Below are 25,938 nucleotides of genomic sequence, written 5' to 3'. Positions count from 1 at the left end.
TGTCATATTTACCATCCTAGCAGTATTAAACAACAAAAGCGATAACACACGGTTATCACTTTTGTTTTTCTCTATTTGTTTATACCGTTTTTATAAAGCTTTTTCAAGTGATTTTGGTTTAGCAAAGATCATCCGACCTGCAGAAGTCTGAAGGACACTGGTCACGATCACTTCAATCGTTCTGCCAATATAATCTTTACCTTCTTCTACCACAATCATCGTTCCATCATCTAAATAGCCGATACCCTGTTTTTGTTCCTTCCCATCCTTAATTATTTGAATCGTCATTTCTTCTCCTGGGAGAACTACAGGTTTAACAGCATTTGCTAAATCATTAATATTTAGAACCTGGACATTTTGAAATTCACATACTTTATTTAGGTTAAAATCATTTGTAACGACAATCCCATCCATCACTTTAGCCAGTTTCACAAGCTTACTGTCCACTTCATGAATATCTTCAAAATCGCCCTCGTATATCTCAACCTTCACAGGGAGATCTTTTTGAAGACGGTTCAAAATATCCAGTCCGCGGCGTCCGCGATTACGTTTGAGACCATCCGATGAATCTGCTATATGCTGCAGCTCCTCCAATACAAACTGTGGGATCACGATCGTGCCCTCCAGGAAATGTGTCTCACAAATATCAGCAATTCGTCCATCAATAATAACACTCGTATCCAATATTTTCTCTTTCGGAATCATGGAACGGTCAATACTTTCAGCTCCAGTGAGCTCGTCTTCAGCAAGCTTCTTATCTTTCCTATTCGCAATTGCAAGCAGGTTTAAAAACTCGTCCTTCCGCTTAAACCCAACTTGAAAACCGAAGTAACCAAGAAGAAAGGTTAAGAAGATGGGTAAAATCTGATTTACAATTTGAATCTTAATATCTTGCAGAATGTTATTGACCAAATAGGCAATTAATAAACCGACAATTAACCCAAGGCTGCCAAACAAAAGGTCAGCGACCGGGGCTCTTACAAGGGTGTCCTCCACCCATCTTAAAAAGTTAACGATATAATCGACAACCCAAAACGTTAGTAAAAATAAGATAAGTGCTCCTAAAAGTGCACCAACTACAGATTGAATCCACACTTGCCAGGAAAGATTCATCATCGAAAGTACTTCAGGAATATAAAGATAGCCAAGCGTTCCACCGGTTACAACTATAAATAATTGAACAATTCTTCTAAGCATTGCGTTCACCTCCTTGATCACATTATGACCAAAATTCATAACTACTAACCGGTTAAAAACATAAATGATGTTCTAAAACTAGCACAAATTCCAAATATAGTCAATTGCAAAACAATTATTTTAACACAAAATTAATCACACTGTCAAATGCCCTTATATTTTATATATGGCGGTCAACGAATAACTGCTCCTGAATCCGATCCAATCCATCTCTTATTTTTGTGGCTCGTATTTCTCCTACCCCGTCCACTTCAACCAGCTCTTTTACAGAAGCTTGTATAATCTCATTTAATGTTCCGAACCTTTCCACTAAATGTTCGATAATTAAATGGGGGAGGCGGGGAATTCGTTGTAATATCCGATACCCTCTGGGACATATAGGATCTGACATTTTCATGTTAGATGAATACCCTAGCAGTTTTAAAACTTGTTCATCAGAAAGTAGTTCCGTATTGGCTCCCTCCTGCATTTTCCGTAGTATATAATACGGTTCATAATCAGGCCGCTTGCTGTAATCTTTTAATAAAGACTTCGCATCTTCCTCGATATTAGAGACAAGTTCTGTTAATTGAAGTTGAATCAAACGCCCCTCTGTCCCTAATTCATTCACATAATTTAGGATCTCTGTTTTTATCCTCAGGACCATTTCTATTCGATGGACCACCTGAACAACTTCAGAGAAGGACACCATATCCTCAAACTCCATAGCCCCTAAGTTTGTCACACTTTGATCTAACACATTCTTATATTTTTCCAGTGTCTGAATCGCCTGGTTGGCCTTAGTCAAAATTACACCAATGTCCTTTAGTGAATACCTTAACGGACCCTTATAAAGCGTAATCACATTACGTCTTTGGGAAATGGCAATAACCAGATGGCCCGTCTGCTTCGCCACCCGCTCAGCTGTCCGGTGCCGCATCCCTGTTTCGGTTGAAGGAATATCAGGATCAGGCATGAGTTGGGCGTTTGCGTATAAAATAGTAGATCCTTCATCGTTTAAAATTAATGCACCATCCATTTTAGCCAGCTCATATAGATGGGCTGGTGTAAAGTGTGACTGGATATGGAATCCCCCATCCACTAACTCTCGTATGGTTTCTCCATATCCAACGACGATAAGTCCCCCGGTTTTGGCACGTAATACATTATCAATTCCATCACGTATAGGGGTGCCGGGAGCAACGAATTTAAGAATCTCACCAATCCCATTATCTTTTTTCTCATGTAATTCCATTTACCGCTCCCCCAATGTGACCTGAATCGCTTCCTGAACGGTGTTTACCCCGATAACTTCTATTGGCTGAGGCGGTGTCCATCCATCTAAGTTCTTCTTAGGAATAATCACACGTTTAAAACCAAGTTTATTAGCTTCCTGAACTCGTTGTTCAATGCGGGCCACTCTTCTAATTTCACCTGTTAGCCCTACCTCGCCTACTACCACATCATCAGCATTTGAAGCCCGGTTCCTAAAGCTTGAGGCAATACTGATGGCCACGGCTAAATCAATCGCCGGTTCATCCAACTTAACACCGCCGGCAACTTTCACATAAGCATCCTGATTTTGAAGTAATAGACCAGCCCTTTTTTCAAGAACTGCCATTAATAATGGTACTCGATTATTATCAAGGCCTGTTGCCATTCTTCTAGGATTGCCGTAAGACGTTGGCGATATGAGAGCCTGGATCTCAACTAAGACTGGCCTTGTTCCTTCCATAGAGGCCACTACAATCGATCCCGCTGCACCTTGGGACCTTTCCTCTAAAAAGATTTCAGAAGGGTTCAACACCTCTTCTAGGCCCTTCTCTTTCATCTCAAATATGCCCATTTCATGTGTGCTTCCGAAGCGGTTCTTAACACCCCGTAAAATACGGAAAGTATGATGTCTTTCCCCTTCAAAATACAAGACGGCATCGACCATATGTTCAAGCAGCCGCGGTCCAGCAATTGAGCCTTCTTTCGTAACATGACCAACGATAAAGATAGGTATTCCCTTACTCTTAGCTATCCTCATGAGCTGACTCGTACATTCACGGACTTGCGAAACACTTCCTGGTGCTGAGGTAACATCTTCCTTAAAAATTGTTTGAATAGAGTCGATGACCACAAATTTAGGATCAATCGCCTCTATTTGATTCAATACGTCCTGTAAATTAGTCTCAGATAATACATAAAGTTCTTCTGACTGGATTCCAAGGCGTTCTGCACGCAGTTTAGTTTGGCGTGAGGACTCCTCTCCTGATATATACAAAACTGGCAACTGTTTATTCGCAATTTGCGCGGAGACTTGCAATAATAATGTTGACTTCCCAATACCCGGATCTCCCCCTATCAAAACCAGTGATCCTGCCACAATGCCCCCTCCGAGAACCCTGTTTAACTCAGGCATATCGGTGGCCATCCGAGGTTCCTTTTCAGACTTGATCGCATTTATCTTCTCAGGTTTTGATGATGAAGTATTGGTTTGAAATACATGGCGGGAACTGGAACCCGTTATCGCCGTCTCCTCGACCAGTGTATTCCACTGATGACAGCCAGGACATTTCCCCATCCACTTGGGCGTTTCATATCCGCATTCTTGACAAACAAACTTTGTTTTTCTTTTAGCCAAGGGAATCTTCCCCTCTCTTACTATTTTATACGATAAACATTGTGAAAAAGTTTCATGCAGTTATCAATTATATTAAAACCTTCTTAATAAAAGCATAGCTGATAAAGAAAAAAATCGGAAGGCAAACCCCTTCCGATTTATAATTATTCATATTTTATTCAAATTTGCGTCCTTATTTCACTTCTTGCTGAACGTGAACAGTAAATTCCTTATTATCATTAAGGTCGATTTTAACTTTTTGACCTTTTTGGATATTTTCTTTCAATAACTCTTCTGATAGTAAGTCCTCCACATTTTTCTGAATGGAACGACGTAACGGCCTTGCTCCATACTCTGGATCGAACCCTTCTTCAGCAATATGCTCAATAGCTTTTTCCGTAAGAGTAAAGTCGATTTCCTGTTCCAACAGTCGTTTCCTTAATTGTTCCGCCATCAAGGTAACGATGTCTTTCATATGTTTTCTTTCAAGAGAATGGAAGACAATCGTTTCATCAATTCTATTTAAGAACTCTGGACGGAATGCTTTTTTCAATTCATCTGTCACCTTAGATTTCATGTCTTTGTAGTCCTGGTTAGCGTCATCCATTGAGAACCCGAGGTATTTGTTTCTCTTAAGCTCCTGGGCCCCAACGTTTGATGTCATGATCAGAACCGTATTTCGGAAATCGACAACACGCCCTTTAGCATCAGTCAGACGCCCATCTTCAAGGACCTGAAGCAGGATGTTAAAGACTTCTGGGTGAGCTTTTTCTACTTCATCAAGCAGGATAACAGAATATGGCTTATTTCGTACCTTCTCCGTCAATTGTCCTCCCTCATCAAAGCCTACATAGCCTGGAGGGGAACCAACAAGACGAGAAGTGCTGTGTTTTTCCATATACTCAGACATATCAATGCGGATCATCGCGTCTTCTTCGCCAAACATACTTTCAGCTAATGCGCGGGCAAGTTCTGTTTTACCGACACCTGTTGGCCCTAAGAAAATAAAGGAGCCAATTGGGCGTTTCGGATCCTTCAGTCCGGCACGAGCCCGGCGAATAGCTTTAGATATAGCCTTGACAGCTTCGGCTTGCCCAATGATACGGTTATGAAGCGTATCCTCTAAGTGTAATAAACGTTCACTTTCATCTTTAGTCATTTTTTTAACTGGAACACCTGTCCATGTCGATACGATCGAAGCGATATCCTCAACTGTCACTTCAGAGTCCTCTTGACCTTGTTTTTCTTTCCACTCATCTTTCGTTTGGTCAAGTTCATCACGCAAGCGCTGTTCGCTATCCCTTAAGGATGCGGCCTTTTCAAACTCCTGGCTTTGCACGGCTGCATCTTTTTCTTTTCGTACTTCTTCAAGCTTTTGCTCAAGCTCTTTCAGATTAGGTGGTGCAGTATAAGAACGAAGACGAACTTTAGATGCTGCTTCATCAATTAAATCAATCGCTTTGTCCGGCAAGAATCGGTCGGTAATATAACGATCGGAAAAGCGGACCGCAGATTCAATAGAATCATCTGTAATCGTTACGCGATGGTGAGCCTCATAGCGGTCACGCAGCCCTTTCAAAATTTGTACAGATTCATCGAGGTTAGGTTCATCTACCTGAATTGGCTGGAATCGACGCTCAAGGGCTGCATCTTTTTCAATATACTTTTTATATTCATCAAGTGTTGTAGCCCCAATACACTGCAATTCACCACGAGCGAGGGAAGGTTTCAGAATGTTTGAGGCATCAATAGCACCTTCTGCCCCTCCCGCTCCAATTAGTGTGTGCAGTTCGTCAATAAACAGAATGATATTCCCTGCTTGACGGATCTCCTCCATTACCTTTTTCAAACGATCCTCGAATTCCCCGCGATACTTAGTTCCTGCCACAACTGTACCCATATCAAGCGTCATAACTCTTTTATCACGCAGGATTTCAGGGATTTCATTATTCATGATTTGCTGAGCCAGCCCTTCGGCAATGGCTGTTTTCCCTACACCAGGTTCACCTACGAGTACCGGATTATTTTTTGTACGGCGGCTTAGCACTTGAATCACACGCTCTATTTCCTTGCTTCGTCCGATGACTGGGTCTATATTCCCCTCTTTTGCTATCGCTGTTAAGTCTCGGGCAAGGGAATCAAGCGTCGGAGTATTTGCATTGGCTGACTGTGATCCGCCACCGCCGCCACGGCGATTTTGCCCGCCTGTTGACTCATTATTTCCTAGCAGCTGAAGGACCTGCTGACGTGCTTTATTAAGACTCACACCTAAATTGTTTAATACACGAGCTGCTACACCTTCACCTTCGCGAATTAGACCAAGAAGGATGTGTTCTGTACCCACATAAGAATGACCAAGTTTGCGTGCTTCGTCCATTGATAACTCAATGACCTTTTTCGCTCTTGGAGTATAGTGAATCGTTTGGGATACTTTCTCACCCTTGCCGATTAATTTTTCTACTTCTTGTTGAATCTTGCTTGCCTCAAGTCCCAACGCTGTTAGTGACTTAGCAGCAATCCCTTCTCCTTCACTTACTAATCCTAATAAAATATGCTCTGTTCCAATATTGTTGTGACCTAATCGAACGGCCTCCTCTTGTGCTAAGGCAAGTACTTTTTGTGCGCGCTCTGTAAAACGTCCAAACATCATGGATACAACCTCCTTGCATTTATTCTTTATTTTCTAACTGAAGTCTTTCTCGAATTAATGATGCTCTTCTGACATCCCGCTCGGATGGGGATAAAGTTTCCTTTGCGTATTGCTGCAAAAATCCAGGCTGCGTTAATACCATCAATTCATTTAAAATGGTTTGTGGTACATGATCAATAAATCCAAGATCAATACCAAGTCTAAGATCTGATAAACATTTAGCAGCCTCTTTAGACTCTATGATTCGACTGTGTTTTAAAACACCATATGAACGAAAAATTCGGTCTTCAATTTGGATACCTGAACGGTGCAGCAGTGCTTGCCTGGCCCTTCGTTCTTGATCAATCAGCTGTTTGACTACACTATGAAGGTCCTCTACAATATCTTCCTCAGATTTCCCTAGAGTGATCTGGTTTGATATTTGAAAAATATTACCTACTGCTTCACTACCTTCCCCGTAAATACCCCGAACAACTAAACCAAGTTGATTAATTGCGGGGGTCATGCGATTAATCTGCTGGGTCATAGCAAGAGCAGGCAGGTGCATCATCACCGAGGCTCTCATTCCAGTGCCTACATTCGTCGGGCATGCCGTTAAATACCCTCGTTTCTCGTCAAAAGCGTAATCAATCTTTTCCTCAAGCCAATCATCAAGCTGTGAAGCCTGCTCCAGCGCCCTGTCTAGTTGGAAACCAGGGAAGTATAACTGGATGCGAATATGATCCTCTTCGTTGATCATGATCGATACTTGTTCGTTTTGAGAAATCAGCGAAGCCGAATGGGCTGAATTCTCTGTTAAGTGCGGACTGATTAGGTGTTTTTCCACTAACACTCTTTTCTCAATTGGTTGCAATTCATTCATTTTAACAACTTCAAATTGTTTATAATCCCGAAAAGATTGATCCTGAAACTCATTGTTAAAGAAGGTTAAAACTTTTTCCAGCTGTTCCTCTGAAGAAATCGTTGGAAAAGGGGTGTTAGAAAAGTTACGTGCCAAACGTATGCGACTGCTTAACACGATATCACTATCTGGTCCGTCTTCCTTCATCCATGGACTAATCGCCTCGTTCATAAATTGCTGTAATGACATCAGTCCTCCTCCCCTCTTTGATGGAGTTGGCTATCTAAGGAGCGGATTTCATCCCTAACTTTGGCAGCTTCCTCAAATTCTTCTTGTTCGATTAAGCGTTGCAAATCAGATTTATATTCATCCATCTGACGTTTAAGATGCAAGTTGCCTCCTTCACGTCTAGGAATTTTACCATCATGACGCGTATTGCCACTATGAACCCTTCTTAAAATAGGATTTAACTTGTCATCAAATGTTTTATAACATTCAGCACAGCCAAACTTCCCTGCCTTTGCGAACTCTTGAAATGTCAAACCGCAATTAGGGCATTTGAGTTGTTCCTTAGGTGACGGAGCACTATGGGGATGACCTTTCAACGAGTGTTTTGTTTCGAAATTAAAGAGTCCAGTTAACAAGTCGTTCAATATAAAGTTTTCTTCATGGTCATGCATATATCCTTTTTCCTTCGCGCATTGTTCACAAACATGGATTTCGGTCTTTTCACCATTTAATAACTGTGTCAAATGAACAGTGGCAGGACGGTTATGGCATCGTTGGCATTCCATAACATTCTCTCCCTCCTATTTCAGCTTTTGTACTTAAGGGTAAACAGCATAGCCGTTAAAATTCTTGAACGGATCTCGTCCCTTAGAGGAAGGGGAAAAGCGAGTATTTCACGGTCCATTACACTTACCATCATACGAGCTTCGCGACCTGTGATGCTGTGATTTTCGAGTAATCTTTCGATAATATCGACCGCTACAGATTGTGAAACCTTAGGGTGGATAAGGTGGATAAGGTCTTCGATCATCTGTGCTTCTGATCGATGTTGAACACGCCTAATGCGAATATAGCCTCCGCCTCCACGCTTACTTTCAACTATATAACCTTTTTCCACAGTGAACCGTGTTTTAATCACATAATTTATTTGGGAAGGTACACATTGAAATCTGTCAGCGATTTCGCTTCGCTTGATTTCAATAGCTTTCTTCTCATTACTGTCTATAACATTCTTTAAATATTCTTCTATGATGTCGGATATATTCCGCATTTTCCCTCCTCCTCATTTGACTTTGACTATCTTTGACTATAATTTTATTATACTCAATTTGTACATATACGCAAATAAAATGTTTTGTTATATCTGTAATCATTCCCTAATTAAAGGGAGCTTAAAACCAAAAAAACTATACGATTTTGTCGTATAGTTTTCTTATCTTTTCTGTTTGACCTGTATTACATTTTCTACGTTTGAGAGTCGTTCAATTAGTGCAGCGTCATTAAATTCCTGGCCTTTGTTAATGTGTATGAGTATGCTTTTAGTACGATTATTCAAATTTTCAATTTCCACACTTTGCAATTCAATATCCTCATCATCAAAGACAGCAAGCAATTTACCAGTCTCTATCCGTTCATCGGTAATAAGTACATAGGAATTTTTAAAATAACTGCTAAAATACTTTTTCTCTAAATTGTTCAAAAAGATTAAGCTCAGCAAAACTAAAATAGTAGCAAGCATGGCCACATCGTACATTCCAGCACCAACTACCAGGCCCAGTCCCGCAACAGTCCAAATAGAAGCAGCTGTTGTTAATCCTCTTATCGTCATCCCATTCACAATTATTGTGCCTGCCCCCAGAAACCCAATCCCGCTAATAACATATGAAGGGATTCGTGAAGGATCAAAACGTACATTATCGTAGTTGTTTATAAAGTGTTCAAATCCATACAGGGATAAAAGCATCATGAGGCACGAACCGATCCCAACTAATATATGCGTACGAAATCCTGCTGAGTGATTTTTCAATTCTCTTTCAAAACCAATAACACCTGATAAGAGCAATGCTATTAATAAACGTATAAAAAATGTTTCCAAATGTTCATTAAATATAACAAACTCATCCATTCAGATTCCACCTTCCTTGGTCAGGAATAAAGGATCGTTATTATTATATAGTAAAAAACCGGAAGCATATGCTTCCGGTTTTTTACTATATAATAATGTGGCCGCGTCCTACTCTCACGGGGATCGACCCGACTACCATCGGCGCTGAAGAGCTTAACTGCTGTGTTCGGCATGGGAACAGGTGTGACCTCTTCGCTGTCGCCACCACATCATTCTGTTAGGAAGGGCGAACCTTCAAAACTGGATAAGAGGGGCAAGACAAACATCATGTTTACGTTTAATAATCTAGCTTTGACTCCCATAAAGGTCGTCTCCGCTTTTTGATATAGTTAAGTCATCGATTGATTAGTATCCGTCAGCTCCACGTGTCACCACGCTTCCACCTCGGACCTATCGACCTCATCGTCTCTGAGGAATCTTACTTACTTGGCGTAAGGGGAAATCTCATCTCAAGGGGGGCTTCATGCTTAGATGCTTTCAGCACTTATCCCGTCCACACGTAGCTACCCAGCCATGCTCCTGGCGGAACAACTGGTACACCAGCGGTGTGTCCATCCCGGTCCTCTCGTACTAAGGACAGCTCCTTTCAGATTTCCAACGCCCACGACGGATAGGGACCGAACTGTCTCACGACGTTCTGAACCCAGCTCGCGTACCGCTTTAATGGGCGAACAGCCCAACCCTTGGGACCGACTACAGCCCCAGGATGCGATGAGCCGACATCGAGGTGCCAAACCTCCCCGTCGATGTGGACTCTTGGGGGAGATAAGCCTGTTATCCCCGGGGTAGCTTTTATCCGTTGAGCGACGGCCCTTCCATACGGTACCGCCGGATCACTAAGCCCGACTTTCGTCCCTGCTCGACTTGTAAGTCTCGCAGTCAAGCTCCCTTGTGCCTTTACACTCTGCGAATGATTTCCAACCATTCTGAGGGAACCTTTGGGCGCCTCCGTTACTCTTTAGGAGGCGACCGCCCCAGTCAAACTGCCCACCTGACACTGTCTCCGAACCGGATCACGGTCCTGGGTTAGAATGTCCGTACAGCCAGGGTGGTATCCCACCAGCGCCTCCACCGAAGCTAGCGCTCCGGTTTCTCAGGCTCCCACCTATCCTGTACAAGCTGTACCAACATTCAATATCAGGCTACAGTAAAGCTCCACGGGGTCTTTCCGTCCTGTCGCGGGTAATGCGCATCTTCACGCATAGTATAATTTCACCGGGTCTCTCGTTGAGACAGTGCCCAAGTCGTTGCACCTTTCGTGCGGGTCGGAACTTACCCGACAAGGAATTTCGCTACCTTAGGACCGTTATAGTTACGGCCGCCGTTTACTGGGGCTTCGGTTCAACGCTTCGCGCCAAAAGCGCTAACGCATCCCCTTAACCTTCCAGCACCGGGCAGGTGTCAGCCCCTATACTTCGCCTTACGGCTTCGCAGAGACCTGTGTTTTTGGTAAACAGTCGCTTGGGCCTTTTCACTGCGGCTCCTCGGCAGAGGAGCACCCCTTCTCCCGAAGTTACGGGGTCATTTTGCCGAGTTCCTTAACGAGAGTTCTCCCGCTCACCTTAGGATTCTCTCCTCGCCTACCTGTGTTGGTTTGCGGTACGGGCGCCTCTTTCCTCACTAGAGGATTTTCTTGGCAGTGTGAAATCAGGAGCTTCGGTACTTTAGTTCCCTCCCCATCACAGCTTGACGTTGCCGAGTGGATTTACCTGCCTCGACCGTCTTACTGCTTGGACGCACACATCCAATGGTGCGCTCTCCTTATCCTCCTGCGTCCCCCCGTCGTTCAAACGGAAAGGAGGCGGTACAGGAATATCAACCTGTTGTCCATCGCCTACGCCTTTCGGCCTCGGCTTAGGTCCCGACTAACCCTGAGAGGACGAGCCTTCCTCAGGAAACCTTGGGCTTTCGGTGAAAGAGATTCTCACTCTTTTTTCGCTACTCATACCGGCATTCTCACTTCTAAGCGCTCCACCAGTCCTTACGGTCTGACTTCGCAGCCCTTAGAACGCTCTCCTACCACTGATCCGTTCGGATCAATCCGCAGCTTCGGTGGTGTGTTTAGCCCCGGTACATTTTCGGCGCAGAGTCACTCGACCAGTGAGCTATTACGCACTCTTTCAATGATGGCTGCTTCTAAGCCAACATCCTGGTTGTCTAAGCAACTCCACATCCTTTTCCACTTAACACACACTTAGGGACCTTAGCTGGCGGTCTGGGCTGTTTCCCTCTCGACCATGAACCTTATCACCCATGGTCTGACTCCCAGAACAAAGTCGTTGGCATTCGGAGTTTGACTGAATTCGGTAACCCGGTAGGGGCCCCTCGTCCAATCAGTGCTCTACCTCCAAGACTTTCTATTCTGAGGCTAGCCCTAAAGCTATTTCGGAGAGAACCAGCTATCTCCGTGTTCGATTGGCATTTCACCCCTACCCACACCTCATCCCCGCAATTTTCAACTTGCGTGGGTTCGGGCCTCCAGTCAGTGTTACCTGACCTTCACCCTGGACATGGGTAGATCACACGGTTTCGGGTCTACGACCGCATACTCACGCGCCCTGTTCAGACTCGCTTTCGCTGCGGCTCCGCTTCTGATGCTTAACCTTGCATACAGTCGTAACTCGCCGGTTCATTCTACAAAAGGCACGCCGTCACCCATCAATGGGCTCCGACTACTTGTAGGCACACGGTTTCAGGTTCTCTTTCACTCCCCTTCCGGGGTGCTTTTCACCTTTCCCTCACGGTACTGGTTCACTATCGGTCACTAGGGAGTATTTAGCCTTGGGAGATGGTCCTCCCGGATTCCGACGGAATTCCTCGTGTTCCGCCGTACTCAGGATCCACTCCGGAGAAAAGAAGATGTCGATTACAGGGCTCTTACCCGCTCTGGCTGATCGTTCCAGATCGATTCATCTATCTTCTTTTTTGGTAACTCCAATGGAGTGTCCTACAACCCCAGAAAGCAAGCTTTCTGGTTTGGGCTGATTCCGTTTCGCTCGCCGCTACTCGGGAAATCGCGTTTGCTTTCTCTTCCTCCGGGTACTGAGATGTTTCAGTTCCCCGGGTCTGCCTTCGTTTACCTATGAATTCAGTAAACGATCCTACTCCATTACGAGCAGGGGGTTTCCCCATTCGGAAATCTTCGGTGCACAGCCTACTTACGGCTTCCCAAAGCATATCGGTGTTAGTCCCGTCCTTCATCGGCTCCTAGTACCAAGGCATCCACCGTGCGCCCTTATTCACTTAACTATCTGTGAAAAGACGTTTAAAAATTGATGTTTGATGTCTTGTCATCCCGTGTTGATCTTGCGATCAAACACGTTCTGAAATATCTTATCCAGTTTTCAAGGTTCACATTGAGAAGATCGTTTGATCTCTCAAAACTGAACAACCAACCAGTGCGTCTTCCGTATGGATCAGCATCCATCAACCCGAAGGTTGTGTCCGCCTTCCATAGTTCCTTAGAAAGGAGGTGATCCAGCCGCACCTTCCGATACGGCTACCTTGTTACGACTTCACCCCAATCATTGGCCCCACCTTCGGCGGCTGGCTCACATAATGTGTTACCTCACCGACTTCGGGTGTTGCCAACTCTCGTGGTGTGACGGGCGGTGTGTACAAGGCCCGGGAACGTATTCACCGCGGCATGCTGATCCGCGATTACTAGCGATTCCGGCTTCATGCAGGCGAGTTGCAGCCTGCAATCCGAACTGAGAATGGTTTTATGGGATTTGCTACACCTTGCGGCTTCGCTGCCCTTTGTACCATCCATTGTAGCACGTGTGTAGCCCAGGTCATAAGGGGCATGATGATTTGACGTCATCCCCGCCTTCCTCCGGTTTGTCACCGGCAGTCACCTTAGAGTGCCCAACTGAATGCTGGCAACTAAGATTAGGGGTTGCGCTCGTTGCGGGACTTAACCCAACATCTCACGACACGAGCTGACGACAACCATGCACCACCTGTCACTTGGTCCCCGAAGGGAAAACCCTATCTCTAGGGTGGTCCAAGGATGTCAAGACCTGGTAAGGTTCTTCGCGTTGCTTCGAATTAAACCACATGCTCCACCGCTTGTGCGGGCCCCCGTCAATTCCTTTGAGTTTCAGCCTTGCGGCCGTACTCCCCAGGCGGAGTGCTTAATGCGTTAACTTCAGCACTAAGGGGTGGAAGCCCCCTAACACCTAGCACTCATCGTTTACGGCGTGGACTACCAGGGTATCTAATCCTGTTTGCTACCCTCGCACCTCAGCGTCAGAAACAGACCAGAGAGTCGCCTTCGCCACTGGTGTTCCTCCACATATCTACGCATTTCACCGCTACACGTGGAATTCCACTCTCCTCTTCTGTCCTCAAGTTCCCCAGTTTCCAATGACCCTCCACGGTTGAGCCGTGGGCTTTCACATCAGACTTAAGAAACCGCCTGCGCGCGCTTTACGCCCAATAATTCCGGACAACGCTTGCCCCCTACGTATTACCGCGGCTGCTGGCACGTAGTTAGCCGGGGCTTCCTCGTTAGGTACCGTCAAGGTACCGCTCTATTCGCGCGGTACTTGTTCTTCCCTAACAACAGAACTTTACGATCCGAAGACCTTCATCGTTCACGCGGCGTTGCTCCGTCAGACTTTCGTCCATTGCGGAAGATTCCCTACTGCTGCCTCCCGTAGGAGTCTGGGCCGTGTCTCAGTCCCAGTGTGGCCGATCACCCTCTCAGGTCGGCTACGCATCGTCGCCTTGGTGAGCTATTACCTCACCAACTAGCTAATGCGCCGCGGGCCCATCTGTAAGTGATAGCCAAAGGCCATCTTTTACTTCTCCCTCATGCGAGGGAAAAGATTACCCGGCATTAGCCCCGGTTTCCCGGAGTTATTCCGATCTTACAGGCAGGTTGCCCACGTGTTACTCACCCGTCCGCCGCTCATTCCACAGGCATCACCCCCGAAGGGGATCTGCCTGCTTCCTGCGCTCGACTTGCATGTATTAGGCACGCCGCCAGCGTTCGTCCTGAGCCAGGATCAAACTCTCCATAAAAGTTAAGTTTGCTTGTGCACGCATGCACTGCCTTCAACGTTGCAACAGGACGTTGCGAACCTAGTTGAAGATCCTTTGACTCTTTGCACACCGAATGTGCTTGTTTGTATTCCCTCTATATAATAGAAAGAATGTGTTGACGTACTGGTTGGTTCGTTCAGTTTTCAAAGATCAAAATGGTGGAGCCTAGCGGGATCGAACCGCTGACCTCCTGCGTGCAAAGCAGGCGCTCTCCCAGCTGAGCTAAGGCCCCGTTAAATTGGTTAGAGATGGTCGGGAAGACAGGATTCGAACCTGCGACCCCTTGGTCCCAAACCAAGTGCTCTACCAAGCTGAGCTACTTCCCGTAAGAAAAATGGCGCGCCCGAGAGGAGTCGAACCCCTAACCTTCTGATCCGTAGTCAGACGCTCTATCCAATTGAGCTACGGGCGCATATATTATTATGGTGCCGAGGGCCGGACTCGAACCGGCACGGTAGTAACCTACCGCAGGATTTTAAGTCCTGTGCGTCTGCCAATTCCGCCACCCCGGCTTGACAAGCTTTCTAGGTCTCTGATTTCTCATTTAAGTAATAATGGAGCGGAAGACGGGATTCGAACCCGCGACCCCCACCTTGGCAAGGTGGTGTTCTACCACTGAACTACTTCCGCGTATAATGCGGGTGGAGGGACTTGAACCCCCACGCCGTGAAGCACTAGATCCTAAATCTAGCGTGTCTGCCAATTCCACCACACCCGCTAAAAAATGGTGAGCCATGGAGGGCTCGAACCTCCGACCCTCTGATTAAAAGTCAGATGCTCTACCAGCTGAGCTAATGGCTCTTGATCAAAAGTGAATCAAATAACGTTGTATCAATGGTGCCGGCCAGAGGACTTGAACCCCCAACCTACTGATTACAAATCAGTTGCTCTGCCAGTTGAGCTAGGCCGGCGATGAATGGTGGAGGATGCAGGGCTCGAACCTGCGACCCCTTGCTTGTAAGGCAAGTGCTCTCCCAGCTGAGCTAATCCTCCGGATTATGTAATAAGGCTTGGCAGTGTCCTACTCTCACGGGGATCAACCCGACTACCATCGGCGCTGAAGAGCTTAACTGCTGTGTTCGGCATGGGAACAGGTGTGACCTCTTCGCCGTCACCACCAAACCTTATTATTTTCAAGGACAAGATATATTATATGATCCTTGAAGGAAAATTTCAAGGTTTTTTTTGAAAACCTTCAAAACTGGATAAGAGGGGCAAGACAAACATCATGTTTACGTTTAATAATCTAGCTTTGACTCCCATAAAGGTCGTCTCCGCTTTTTGATATAGTTAAGTCATCGATTGATTAGTATCCGTCAGCTCCACGTGTCACCACGCTTCCACCTCGGACCTATCGACCTCATCGTCTCTGAGGAATCTTACTTACTTGGCGTAAGGGGAAATCTCATCTCAAGGGGGGCTTCATGCTTAGATGCTTTCAGCACTTATCCCGTCCACACGTAGCTACCCAGCCATGCTCCTGGCGGAACAACTGGTACACCAGCGGTGTGTCCATCCCGGTCCTCTCGTACTAAGGACAGCTCCTTTCAGATTTCCAACGCCCACGACGGATAGGGACCGAACTGTCTCACGACGTTCTGAACCCAGCTCGCGTACCGCTTTAATGGGCGAACAGCCCAACCCTTGGGACCGACTACAGCCCCAGGATGCGATGAGCCGACATCGAGGTGCCAAACCTCCCCGTCGATGTGGACTCTTGGGGGAGATAAGCCTGTTATCCCCGGGGTAGCTTTTATCCGTTGAGCGACGGCCCTTCCATACGGTACCGCCGGATCACTAAGCCCGACTTTCGTCCCTGCTCGACTTGTAAGTCTCGCAGTCAAGCTCCCTTGTGCCTTTACACTCTGCGAATGATTTCCAACCATTCTGAGGGAACCTTTGGGCGCCTCCGTTACTCTTTAGGAGGCGACCGCCCCAGTCAAACTGCCCACCTGACACTGTCTCCGAACCGGATCACGGTCCTGGGTTAGAATGTCCGTACAGCCAGGGTGGTATCCCACCAGCGCCTCCACCGAAGCTAGCGCTCCGGTTTCTCAGGCTCCCACCTATCCTGTACAAGCTGTACCAACATTCAATATCAGGCTACAGTAAAGCTCCACGGGGTCTTTCCGTCCTGTCGCGGGTAATGCGCATCTTCACGCATAGTATAATTTCACCGGGTCTCTCGTTGAGACAGTGCCCAAGTCGTTGCACCTTTCGTGCGGGTCGGAACTTACCCGACAAGGAATTTCGCTACCTTAGGACCGTTATAGTTACGGCCGCCGTTTACTGGGGCTTCGGTTCAACGCTTCGCGCCAAAAGCGCTAACGCATCCCCTTAACCTTCCAGCACCGGGCAGGTGTCAGCCCCTATACTTCGCCTTACGGCTTCGCAGAGACCTGTGTTTTTGGTAAACAGTCGCTTGGGCCTTTTCACTGCGGCTCCTCGGCAGAGGAGCACCCCTTCTCCCGAAGTTACGGGGTCATTTTGCCGAGTTCCTTAACGAGAGTTCTCCCGCTCACCTTAGGATTCTCTCCTCGCCTACCTGTGTTGGTTTGCGGTACGGGCGCCTCTTTCCTCACTAGAGGATTTTCTTGGCAGTGTGAAATCAGGAGCTTCGGTACTTTAGTTCCCTCCCCATCACAGCTTGACGTTGCCGAGTGGATTTACCTGCCTCGACCGTCTTACTGCTTGGACGCACACATCCAATGGTGCGCTCTCCTTATCCTCCTGCGTCCCCCCGTCGTTCAAACGGAAAGGAGGCGGTACAGGAATATCAACCTGTTGTCCATCGCCTACGCCTTTCGGCCTCGGCTTAGGTCCCGACTAACCCTGAGAGGACGAGCCTTCCTCAGGAAACCTTGGGCTTTCGGTGAAAGAGATTCTCACTCTTTTTTCGCTACTCATACCGGCATTCTCACTTCTAAGCGCTCCACCAGTCCTTACGGTCTGACTTCGCAGCCCTTAGAACGCTCTCCTACCACTGATCCGTTCGGATCAATCCGCAGCTTCGGTGGTGTGTTTAGCCCCGGTACATTTTCGGCGCAGAGTCACTCGACCAGTGAGCTATTACGCACTCTTTCAATGATGGCTGCTTCTAAGCCAACATCCTGGTTGTCTAAGCAACTCCACATCCTTTTCCACTTAACACACACTTAGGGACCTTAGCTGGCGGTCTGGGCTGTTTCCCTCTCGACCATGAACCTTATCACCCATGGTCTGACTCCCAGAACAAAGTCGTTGGCATTCGGAGTTTGACTGAATTCGGTAACCCGGTAGGGGCCCCTCGTCCAATCAGTGCTCTACCTCCAAGACTTTCTATTCTGAGGCTAGCCCTAAAGCTATTTCGGAGAGAACCAGCTATCTCCGTGTTCGATTGGCATTTCACCCCTACCCACACCTCATCCCCGCAATTTTCAACTTGCGTGGGTTCGGGCCTCCAGTCAGTGTTACCTGACCTTCACCCTGGACATGGGTAGATCACACGGTTTCGGGTCTACGACCGCATACTCACGCGCCCTGTTCAGACTCGCTTTCGCTGCGGCTCCGCTTCTGATGCTTAACCTTGCATACAGTCGTAACTCGCCGGTTCATTCTACAAAAGGCACGCCGTCACCCATCAATGGGCTCCGACTACTTGTAGGCACACGGTTTCAGGTTCTCTTTCACTCCCCTTCCGGGGTGCTTTTCACCTTTCCCTCACGGTACTGGTTCACTATCGGTCACTAGGGAGTATTTAGCCTTGGGAGATGGTCCTCCCGGATTCCGACGGAATTCCTCGTGTTCCGCCGTACTCAGGATCCACTCCGGAGAAAAGAAGATGTCGATTACAGGGCTCTTACCCGCTCTGGCTGATCGTTCCAGATCGATTCATCTATCTTCTTTTTTGGTAACTCCAATGGAGTGTCCTACAACCCCAGAAAGCAAGCTTTCTGGTTTGGGCTGATTCCGTTTCGCTCGCCGCTACTCGGGAAATCGCGTTTGCTTTCTCTTCCTCCGGGTACTGAGATGTTTCAGTTCCCCGGGTCTGCCTTCGTTTACCTATGAATTCAGTAAACGATCCTACTCCATTACGAGCAGGGGGTTTCCCCATTCGGAAATCTTCGGTGCACAGCCTACTTACGGCTTCCCAAAGCATATCGGTGTTAGTCCCGTCCTTCATCGGCTCCTAGTACCAAGGCATCCACCGTGCGCCCTTATTCACTTAACTATCTGTGAAAAGACGTTTAAAAATTGATGTTTGATGTCTTGTCATCCCGTGTTGATCTTGCGATCAAACACGTTCTGAAATATCTTATCCAGTTTTCAAGGTTCACATTGAGAAGATCGTTTGATCTCTCAAAACTGAACAACCAACCAGTGCGTCTTCCGTATGGATCAGCATCCATCAACCCGAAGGTTGTGTCCGCCTTCCATAGTTCCTTAGAAAGGAGGTGATCCAGCCGCACCTTCCGATACGGCTACCTTGTTACGACTTCACCCCAATCATTGGCCCCACCTTCGGCGGCTGGCTCACATAATGTGTTACCTCACCGACTTCGGGTGTTGCCAACTCTCGTGGTGTGACGGGCGGTGTGTACAAGGCCCGGGAACGTATTCACCGCGGCATGCTGATCCGCGATTACTAGCGATTCCGGCTTCATGCAGGCGAGTTGCAGCCTGCAATCCGAACTGAGAATGGTTTTATGGGATTTGCTACACCTTGCGGCTTCGCTGCCCTTTGTACCATCCATTGTAGCACGTGTGTAGCCCAGGTCATAAGGGGCATGATGATTTGACGTCATCCCCGCCTTCCTCCGGTTTGTCACCGGCAGTCACCTTAGAGTGCCCAACTGAATGCTGGCAACTAAGATTAGGGGTTGCGCTCGTTGCGGGACTTAACCCAACATCTCACGACACGAGCTGACGACAACCATGCACCACCTGTCACTTGGTCCCCGAAGGGAAAACCCTATCTCTAGGGTGGTCCAAGGATGTCAAGACCTGGTAAGGTTCTTCGCGTTGCTTCGAATTAAACCACATGCTCCACCGCTTGTGCGGGCCCCCGTCAATTCCTTTGAGTTTCAGCCTTGCGGCCGTACTCCCCAGGCGGAGTGCTTAATGCGTTAACTTCAGCACTAAGGGGTGGAAGCCCCCTAACACCTAGCACTCATCGTTTACGGCGTGGACTACCAGGGTATCTAATCCTGTTTGCTACCCACGCTTTCGCACCTCAGCGTCAGAAACAGACCAGAGAGTCGCCTTCGCCACTGGTGTTCCTCCACATATCTACGCATTTCACCGCTACACGTGGAATTCCACTCTCCTCTTCTGTCCTCAAGTTCCCCAGTTTCCAATGACCCTCCACGGTTGAGCCGTGGGCTTTCACATCAGACTTAAGAAACCGCCTGCGCGCGCTTTACGCCCAATAATTCCGGACAACGCTTGCCCCCTACGTATTACCGCGGCTGCTGGCACGTAGTTAGCCGGGGCTTCCTCGTTAGGTACCGTCAAGGTACCGCTCTATTCGCACGGTACTTGTTCTTCCCTAACAACAGAACTTTACGATCCGAAGACCTTCATCGTTCACGCGGCGTTGCTCCGTCAGACTTTCGTCCATTGCGGAAGATTCCCTACTGCTGCCTCCCGTAGGAGTCTGGGCCGTGTCTCAGTCCCAGTGTGGCCGATCACCCTCTCAGGTCGGCTACGCATCGTCGCCTTGGTGAGCTATTACCTCACCAACTAGCTAATGCGCCGCGGGCCCATCTGTAAGTGATAGCCAAAGGCCATCTTTTACTTCTCCCTCATGCGAGGGAAAAGATTACCCGGCATTAGCCCCGGTTTCCCGGAGTTATTCCGATCTTACAGGCAGGTTGCCCACGTGTTACTCACCCGTCCGCCGCTCATTCCACAGGCATCACCCCCGTAGGGGATCTGCCTGCTTCCTGCGCTCGACTTGCATGTATTAGGCACGCCGCCAGCGTTCGTCCTGAGCCAGGATCAAACTCTCCATAAAAGTTAAGTTTGCTTGTGCACGGATGCACTGCCTTCAACGTTGCAACAGGACGTTGCGAACCTAGTTGAAGATCCTTTGACTCTTTGCACACCGAATGTGCTTGTTTGTATTCCCTCTATATAATAGAAAGAATGTGTTGACGTACTGGTTGGTTCGTTCAGTTTTCAAAGATCAAAATGTTGAGTGCCGCTTCAAAACAGCGACCTAATTAATATATCATGGTTAGTAAGTTAAGTCAATAACTTTTTTCATGATGTTATTCTTCAAAAAGCGATGTGTTCTGTTCGCTTAATGCGACGTTTAATAATTTACCATGATTATACGGGCAAATCAAGGGCCTATCAAAATAAAAGTATTTTCTGACAGATTGACCCAAAATAAAACCCCCGACAAATAGTCGAGGGAGGCAGCTAAAGCTAAGATTCGCGATTCCTCATTTGTGGGAACAGTAATACATCCCGGATTGACGGGGAGTTAGTTAGTAACATGACAAGACGGTCAATTCCGATTCCTAAACCGCCTGTAGGTGGCATACCATATTCTAAGGATTCAAGGAAGTCTTCGTCCATCATATGGGCTTCGTCATTTCCCTCTTCCCGTTCTTTGAGTTGAGCTTCGAAGCGTTCCCGCTGATCAATCGGATCATTCAGCTCAGAGAATGCATTCGCGTGTTCGCGTCCTACTATGAATAATTCAAAACGATCCGTGAAACGCTCGTCCTCTGGATTCTTTTTCGCAAGTGGGGAAATCTCTATAGGATGCCCATAAATAAAGGTAGGCTGAATAAGTTTCTCCTCGACCTTTTGTTCAAAGAATTCATTTACGATATGTCCGAACGTCATCGTATCCTGAATTTCCACACCATGTTCCTTAGCCAGGATTTTGGCATCTTCATCACTCATTTGCTGCCAGAAATCCACATCTGTATATTCTTTCACCGCATCCACCATATGAAGTCGAGTCCATTCGGGTTCTAAATTAATCTCCACATCGTCATATGTGATCATCGTTGAGCCAAGCACTTCCTTCGCAATATGAGCAACCAAATTCTCAGTTAAATCCATGATGTCATGATAGTCTGCATAAGCCTCATACAATTCGATCATGGTGAATTCAGGATTATGACGAGTAGAGACTCCTTCGTTACGGAATACCCTGCCAATTTCATAAACCTTCTCCATGCCGCCAACGATTAATCTTTTCAGGTGAAGTTCGATAGCAATTCTCATATAAAGCGGCATATCTAGTGCGTTATGGTGAGTTTCAAACGGACGTGCTGAGGCCCCTCCAGGGATACCATGCATCATTGGTGTTTCTACCTCTAGGAAACCTAGATCATCTAAATATCTACGCATAGACTGAATGATCTTACTTCGTGTCACAAATGTATCCCGGCTTTCCGGGTTCGTAATCAAGTCTAAATAACGCTGACGATAACGTTGTTCTACGTCTTTTAAACCATGGAATTTCTCAGGTAACGGACGCAATGATTTTGTTAAAATCTGAAATTCGTCCGGCTTAACAGAGAGTTCTCCCACATTAGTCTTGAACATAACGCCGGACACACCCACAATATCGCCTATATCTGCTGTCTTAAACACATCGTAGGCTTCGTCACCTACGCTATCTTTACGTACGTAAAGCTGGATCTGACCACTTAGGTCTTGAATATGAGCAAAGCCAGCTTTCCCTTTTCCTCGCTTTGTCATAATTCGTCCTGCAATTGTAGCTGGGATTTGTTTGTCTTCAAGTTCTTCTTTTGAAAAATCATCGTATTTCTCTATTAAATCCTCAGCAAGAGCTGTTCGTTCGAATTTAGCTCCAAACGGATCCAGTCCTTGCTCTTTATACGTGCTCAATTTCTCCCTGCGCACCCGCATTTGATCATTGAGTTCTTCCGTCATTGTCATCACTCCATTCCTAACATCATTTATCCTAATCCGGCTCAATAATAAAAACTGCCAGAAGGGCTCTGGCAGTGTTGCAACTATGATTTAGTATAGAAAAGACCTTGATTCGTGTCAACGAAGAAGGAGCTACGATACCTTCATGCTTTCTTCAAGGCCACTCGCAAAATCATAAAGAATATTTAGCATCGTATTCCTGGTTTCAGCCTGGTTGATACGATTGCGAACCCTTCCTCCGCCTTTTAGACCTTTCTAATACCATGAAGCGTGCTTACGCATTTCCCGAATCGCGACTTTTTCATTTTTTAAACGAATCAGACGATCCATGTGGCGCATACATACATCAATTTTTTCTTTAGGTGATGGTTCCTCGACAAGTACAGGACAGCCCATATTAATATCAATAATATTATCTGTCGTTTTTTGATCAACAAATTTAGCAGCATCGATGAGTGTCTCTTTCTCACCGCCAAAAAATTGCAAGCTCATCGGCTCCTCATCCGGGTCGATATACAGCATATTCATCGTTTTCTCATTTTTATTAACAATCCCTTTGTCACTAACCATTTCTGTGCAGACCATTCCTGCACCGAATTCTTTAACAGTCAGACGAAAGGCAGAGTTACACACACCGGCCATTTGGGAAGTACGACACGGTTCGGAATGGTAAGATCTCCGATTTGAAATATAATGCATATCTCCTTCAATAAATTAATTTATAGATATAGTTGCGAAATTACAACGGCTGAATAGTCTTCACGTCTTCCTCGGGGAGCTGGCGAAGCACCTCTTTTGCTGTTTTCCTTAATGTAGGCAAATTGACGTCAGGATTCACTTCTGCCAATGGCACGATTACAAATGCGCGTTCGTGCATATGAGGATGGGGAATCGTAAGTCGCTCTGCTTTCATATTTTCATCATTATACAATAAAATGTCAAGGTCTATTGTGCGTGGACCCCATCTGATGATTCGTCTTCTGCCTAAGTTTTGTTCGATCGTCTGACAATAATCAAGCAGTTGTAACGGCTGTAAAAGCGTATCTACCTCTAGCACCATATTCAAAAAGTCATTCTGATCGGTATACCCAACCGGGGCGGTTTTATAAATTTTTGACTGTTTTGCCAATGTGATGCCTTCGTGCTCACCAATCATAGCAATAGCTTCCGTAAGATATTGCTCGCGTGGGGAAATATTAGATCCCAGGGCAATATACGCTTTAGTCATCTCTTCGGCTCCTATAGATATCAATCGCAACAGATTTATAATGTCCAGGAATAGGTGGATCAGGCTTGGTTACTTTGACACGGCATGCCTCAAGCAGCGAAAAAGATTGCAGTAATTGTTGAGCTAGTTGTTCTGCAATCGTTTCTACAAGCTTTGCCGCTTCTCCTTCTACTACCGTTTTCGTTACTTCATATATTTCGCCGTAATTAATGGATTGATCCATATCATCTTTCTGAGCAGCAGGCTTCAAATCTAACTCCAGTTCAAGATCGACATAGAATCGTTGCCCGAGTTTGTTTTCCTCAGGGAAGAGTCCGTGATATCCCCAAAATTCCATTCCATTTAAGTAGATTTTATCCATTACACAACTCCTTTCCGACCATGGCATCCATCATCTTCGTCATTCGAACAATAGGTTCTACATCATGCACACGTACAATTTGTACTCCTTGCGAAATTCCAAAGCAAACTGTTGCTCCTGTTCCTTCCATTCGCTCTTCCTCCGGGAGGTCAAGCGTATGCCCGATGAATGACTTTCGGGAGGTTCCTAATAATACTGGATAGCCTAATGCAACAAACTGATGTAGGTTTCTCATGACAAGCAAATTGTCCTCAGGAGTTTTAGCAAAACCAACCCCCGGATCTAAAATAATATGTTCCTCTTTGACACCTGCTCGCTTCGCAATATCAATGCTTTCAGTAAGATCCGCTTTCATATCCTCAATAAGCGATTGATAGTTTTTATCCTTCCGATTATGCATCAGGATGATCGGCACATCATAATCTGCTGCCACTTGTGCAATCGCGCATTCATGCTTCGCTCCCCATACGTCATTTATAATGGAAGCCCCCGCTTCTACCGCGTGTTTTGCTACCTCAGCCTTATACGTATCAATAGAAACTGGTATGGACAGCTTTTCGCGTAATGCTTTGATTACAGGAACAACACGTGCGATCTCTTCTTCTTCCGTAACAGGTACATGTCCAGGCCTGGTCGATTCTCCTCCGACATCAATAATTTGGGCGCCTTGCCGTTCCATTTCCAAAGCATGTGCTACCGCTTTGTCTAGTTCATTATATTTCCCGCCGTCAGAAAAAGAGTCTGGCGTAATATTAAGGATGCCCATCACTTGTGTTTGTGTGGAAAGATCTAGTTTTTTTACTTTAGTATTGAGCATATTCCGTTCCTTCTTTCAAAGTTTAATGTATCATTCTATTTTACAACACTTTACGACATCTATCACGGGGACATTTTTAGATTCATCCCCATAAAAAAAGCTGAACTCCTTGAGCTCAGCTTTTTGTGATTTATTCTTCATCAAATTGGTAAAGTGGTGTAGATAGATAGCGTTCTCCGTTACTAGGAAGTACAGCCACCACTTTCTTTCCCTTCCCTAGCTTTTTAGCCACTTGTTTCGCTACATAAATCGCAGACCCAGAAGAGACCCCGCCTAGAACTCCATCTTTGCTGGCAGCTTCACGAGCAGCTGCATAGGAATCCTCCTTGGAAACCGTGTACACTTCATCATAAATTTCAGTATCCAATATTTCCGGAACAAAGCCAGCACCAAGCCCCTGAATTTTATGTGGTCCAGGATCTCCTCCAGATAGAATCGCGGAATCTTCAGGCTCAATTGCATAGATCTTCATGTCAGGGTAGTGTTTCTTCAGTACTTTCCCTGCACCTGTAATGGTTCCCCCTGTGCCAATTCCGGATACGAAAGCATCGAGTTGATCTCCCATCTGTTCAACAATTTCAGGACCAGTGGTTCGGGCGTGAACAGCGACGTTCGCCTTATTGTTAAACTGCTGAGGCATAAAGTAACCATGTTTATCTTTAAGTTCTTCAGCCTTCTTAATGGCTCCTTTCATTCCATCGCTCCCTGGAGTTAAAATTAATTCAGCTCCATACGCGCGTAATAAGTTGCGGCGCTCTTGACTCATCGTATCTGGCATCACAAGAGTCGCCTTATACCCTTTGGCTGCTGCAATCATGGCTAAGCCAATCCCAGTATTTCCACTTGTTGGCTCCACAATTGTATCCCCTGGTTTTAATTCTCCTGATTCTTCAGCTGCTTCAATCATCGAAAGAGCAATACGATCTTTGACAGAACTTCCAGGGTTCATGTATTCAAGTTTAAGATAAATATCTGCACTGTTTTCATCTGCACTTCTGTTAAGCTTTACCATTGGGGTTTGTCCTACTAATTCACTGACACTATTAGCTACTCTCATTTTCTCACTCCTAAAACCAAGTATTTTTATGGGATTTAATCTTTACTGTACGTAACTGAACATGTATTGTCAAACATTTCAATCTATTTTATCTGTATTCAAGAAAAAAGCGAAACAG

General features: G+C 46.2%; 13 protein-coding genes, 9 tRNA genes, 6 rRNA genes and 1 pseudogene. All 29 read right to left on the bottom strand.

The window, feature by feature from the left end; translation table 11 throughout:
• Positions 1–90: 90 nt before the first annotated feature.
• Positions 91–1,197, bottom strand: coding sequence for a PIN/TRAM domain-containing protein (locus P9989_RS00735; RefSeq protein ID WP_283076964.1), 1,107 nt, complete (start codon positions 1,195–1,197; stop codon positions 91–93).
• Positions 1,198–1,357: 160 nt separating this feature from the next.
• Positions 1,358–2,431 (bottom strand): DNA integrity scanning diadenylate cyclase DisA, encoded by a 1,074-nt coding sequence (gene disA, locus P9989_RS00730; protein WP_283076963.1) that lies wholly within the window; start codon positions 2,429–2,431, stop codon positions 1,358–1,360.
• A complete protein-coding gene (gene radA, locus P9989_RS00725) occupies positions 2,432–3,805 on the bottom strand; it encodes a DNA repair protein RadA (protein ID WP_283076962.1) in 1,374 nt (457 codons plus the stop codon). It lies immediately after the preceding gene.
• Positions 3,806–3,977: 172 nt separating this feature from the next.
• Complete coding sequence (gene clpC, locus P9989_RS00720; protein WP_283076961.1) at positions 3,978–6,434, bottom strand: ATP-dependent protease ATP-binding subunit ClpC; 2,457 nt, start codon at positions 6,432–6,434, stop codon at positions 3,978–3,980.
• A 19-nt stretch (positions 6,435–6,453) separates the two neighbouring features.
• A complete protein-coding gene (mcsB, locus tag P9989_RS00715; RefSeq protein WP_283076960.1) occupies positions 6,454–7,524 on the bottom strand; it encodes a protein-arginine kinase McsB in 1,071 nt (356 codons plus the stop codon).
• Positions 7,524–8,069, bottom strand: coding sequence for a protein-arginine kinase activator protein McsA (gene mcsA, locus P9989_RS00710; RefSeq protein ID WP_283076959.1), 546 nt, complete (start codon positions 8,067–8,069; stop codon positions 7,524–7,526). The genes mcsB and mcsA overlap by 1 nt, the downstream gene beginning before the upstream one ends.
• Positions 8,070–8,089: 20 nt before the next feature.
• Positions 8,090–8,554 carry a CtsR family transcriptional regulator gene (locus P9989_RS00705; RefSeq protein WP_283076958.1) on the bottom strand — a complete coding sequence of 155 codons (465 nt, stop codon included), beginning with the start codon at positions 8,552–8,554 and terminating at the stop codon, positions 8,090–8,092.
• A gap of 162 nt (positions 8,555–8,716) precedes the next feature.
• Positions 8,717–9,409, bottom strand: a complete 693-nt coding sequence (locus P9989_RS00700) for an MgtC/SapB family protein (protein WP_283076957.1) — start codon at positions 9,407–9,409, stop codon at positions 8,717–8,719.
• A 95-nt stretch (positions 9,410–9,504) separates the two neighbouring features.
• Positions 9,505–9,618, bottom strand: a 5S ribosomal RNA gene (rrf, locus tag P9989_RS00695).
• Between the two features lie 116 nt (positions 9,619–9,734).
• Positions 9,735–12,658, bottom strand: a 23S ribosomal RNA gene (locus P9989_RS00690).
• A gap of 216 nt (positions 12,659–12,874) precedes the next feature.
• Positions 12,875–14,437: ribosomal RNA gene (locus P9989_RS00685) — 16S ribosomal RNA — on the bottom strand.
• Between the two features lie 177 nt (positions 14,438–14,614).
• A tRNA-Ala gene (locus P9989_RS00680) sits at positions 14,615–14,690 on the bottom strand.
• 17 nt (positions 14,691–14,707) lie between these two features.
• Positions 14,708–14,784 (bottom strand) — tRNA-Pro (locus P9989_RS00675).
• 9 nt (positions 14,785–14,793) lie between these two features.
• A tRNA-Arg gene (locus P9989_RS00670) sits at positions 14,794–14,870 on the bottom strand.
• Positions 14,871–14,881: 11 nt separating this feature from the next.
• Positions 14,882–14,970: transfer RNA gene (locus tag P9989_RS00665), tRNA-Leu, on the bottom strand.
• Between the two features lie 43 nt (positions 14,971–15,013).
• A tRNA-Gly gene (locus P9989_RS00660) sits at positions 15,014–15,088 on the bottom strand.
• A gap of 6 nt (positions 15,089–15,094) precedes the next feature.
• Positions 15,095–15,176, bottom strand: a tRNA-Leu gene (locus P9989_RS00655).
• Between the two features lie 7 nt (positions 15,177–15,183).
• Positions 15,184–15,259 (bottom strand) — tRNA-Lys (locus P9989_RS00650).
• A gap of 34 nt (positions 15,260–15,293) precedes the next feature.
• Positions 15,294–15,369, bottom strand: a tRNA-Thr gene (locus P9989_RS00645).
• 6 nt (positions 15,370–15,375) lie between these two features.
• Positions 15,376–15,451: transfer RNA gene (locus P9989_RS00640), tRNA-Val, on the bottom strand.
• A 15-nt stretch (positions 15,452–15,466) separates the two neighbouring features.
• Positions 15,467–15,580: ribosomal RNA gene (gene rrf / locus P9989_RS00635) — 5S ribosomal RNA — on the bottom strand.
• 164 nt (positions 15,581–15,744) lie between these two features.
• Positions 15,745–18,668: ribosomal RNA gene (locus P9989_RS00630) — 23S ribosomal RNA — on the bottom strand.
• A gap of 216 nt (positions 18,669–18,884) precedes the next feature.
• Positions 18,885–20,453: ribosomal RNA gene (locus P9989_RS00625) — 16S ribosomal RNA — on the bottom strand.
• Together the 16S, 23S and 5S rRNA genes with 9 tRNA genes alongside form the textbook arrangement of a ribosomal RNA operon.
• 416 nt (positions 20,454–20,869) lie before the next feature.
• The gene (gene lysS / locus P9989_RS00620) at positions 20,870–22,357 is read right to left on the bottom strand and encodes a lysine--tRNA ligase (protein WP_283076956.1); all 1,488 of its coding nucleotides are present in this window, start codon (positions 22,355–22,357) and stop codon (positions 20,870–20,872) included.
• 132 nt (positions 22,358–22,489) lie between these two features.
• Positions 22,490–23,056 (bottom strand): annotated as a pseudogene (locus P9989_RS00615) (tRNA-dihydrouridine synthase).
• Positions 23,057–23,096: 40 nt separating this feature from the next.
• Positions 23,097–23,585, bottom strand: a complete 489-nt coding sequence (gene folK, locus P9989_RS00610; protein ID WP_283076955.1) for a 2-amino-4-hydroxy-6-hydroxymethyldihydropteridine diphosphokinase — start codon at positions 23,583–23,585, stop codon at positions 23,097–23,099.
• Positions 23,578–23,946, bottom strand: coding sequence for a dihydroneopterin aldolase (folB, locus tag P9989_RS00605; protein ID WP_283076954.1), 369 nt, complete (start codon positions 23,944–23,946; stop codon positions 23,578–23,580). Before folB ends, folK begins: the two co-directional genes overlap by 8 nt.
• Positions 23,939–24,763 (bottom strand): dihydropteroate synthase, encoded by an 825-nt coding sequence (gene folP, locus P9989_RS00600; RefSeq protein WP_283076953.1) that lies wholly within the window; start codon positions 24,761–24,763, stop codon positions 23,939–23,941. The genes folB and folP overlap by 8 nt, the downstream gene beginning before the upstream one ends.
• A gap of 130 nt (positions 24,764–24,893) precedes the next feature.
• Complete coding sequence (gene cysK / locus P9989_RS00595; protein WP_283076952.1) at positions 24,894–25,820, bottom strand: cysteine synthase A; 927 nt, start codon at positions 25,818–25,820, stop codon at positions 24,894–24,896.
• Between the last annotated feature and the right edge of the window lie 118 nt (positions 25,821–25,938).

The organism is Halobacillus naozhouensis, from assembly GCF_029714185.1.
In the GTDB taxonomy this organism is placed as follows: Bacteria; Bacillota; Bacilli; order Bacillales; family Halobacillaceae; genus Halobacillus_A; species Halobacillus_A naozhouensis.
This window is presented reverse-complemented; position numbering and strand designations above follow the sequence as displayed.

Excerpts from the sequence above, each read along its gene's own strand:
- disA (WP_283076963.1), bottom strand. The coding sequence starts at position 2,431 with ATGGAATTACATGAGAAAAAAGATAATGGGATTGGTGAGATTCTTAAA.
- folB (WP_283076954.1), bottom strand. The coding sequence starts at position 23,946 with ATGGATAAAATCTACTTAAATGGAATGGAATTTTGGGGATATCACGGA.
- cysK (WP_283076952.1), bottom strand. The coding sequence starts at position 25,820 with ATGAGAGTAGCTAATAGTGTCAGTGAATTAGTAGGACAAACCCCAATG.
- lysS (WP_283076956.1), bottom strand. The coding sequence starts at position 22,357 with ATGACGGAAGAACTCAATGATCAAATGCGGGTGCGCAGGGAGAAATTG.
- folK (WP_283076955.1), bottom strand. The coding sequence starts at position 23,585 with ATGACTAAAGCGTATATTGCCCTGGGATCTAATATTTCCCCACGCGAG.
- P9989_RS00700 (WP_283076957.1), bottom strand. The coding sequence starts at position 9,409 with ATGGATGAGTTTGTTATATTTAATGAACATTTGGAAACATTTTTTATA.
- P9989_RS00705 (WP_283076958.1), bottom strand. The coding sequence starts at position 8,554 with ATGCGGAATATATCCGACATCATAGAAGAATATTTAAAGAATGTTATA.
- folP (WP_283076953.1), bottom strand. The coding sequence starts at position 24,763 with ATGCTCAATACTAAAGTAAAAAAACTAGATCTTTCCACACAAACACAA.
- mcsA (WP_283076959.1), bottom strand. The coding sequence starts at position 8,069 with ATGGAATGCCAACGATGCCATAACCGTCCTGCCACTGTTCATTTGACA.
- mcsB (WP_283076960.1), bottom strand. The coding sequence starts at position 7,524 with ATGTCATTACAGCAATTTATGAACGAGGCGATTAGTCCATGGATGAAG.
- clpC (WP_283076961.1), bottom strand. The coding sequence starts at position 6,434 with ATGATGTTTGGACGTTTTACAGAGCGCGCACAAAAAGTACTTGCCTTA.
- P9989_RS00735 (WP_283076964.1), bottom strand. The coding sequence starts at position 1,197 with ATGCTTAGAAGAATTGTTCAATTATTTATAGTTGTAACCGGTGGAACG.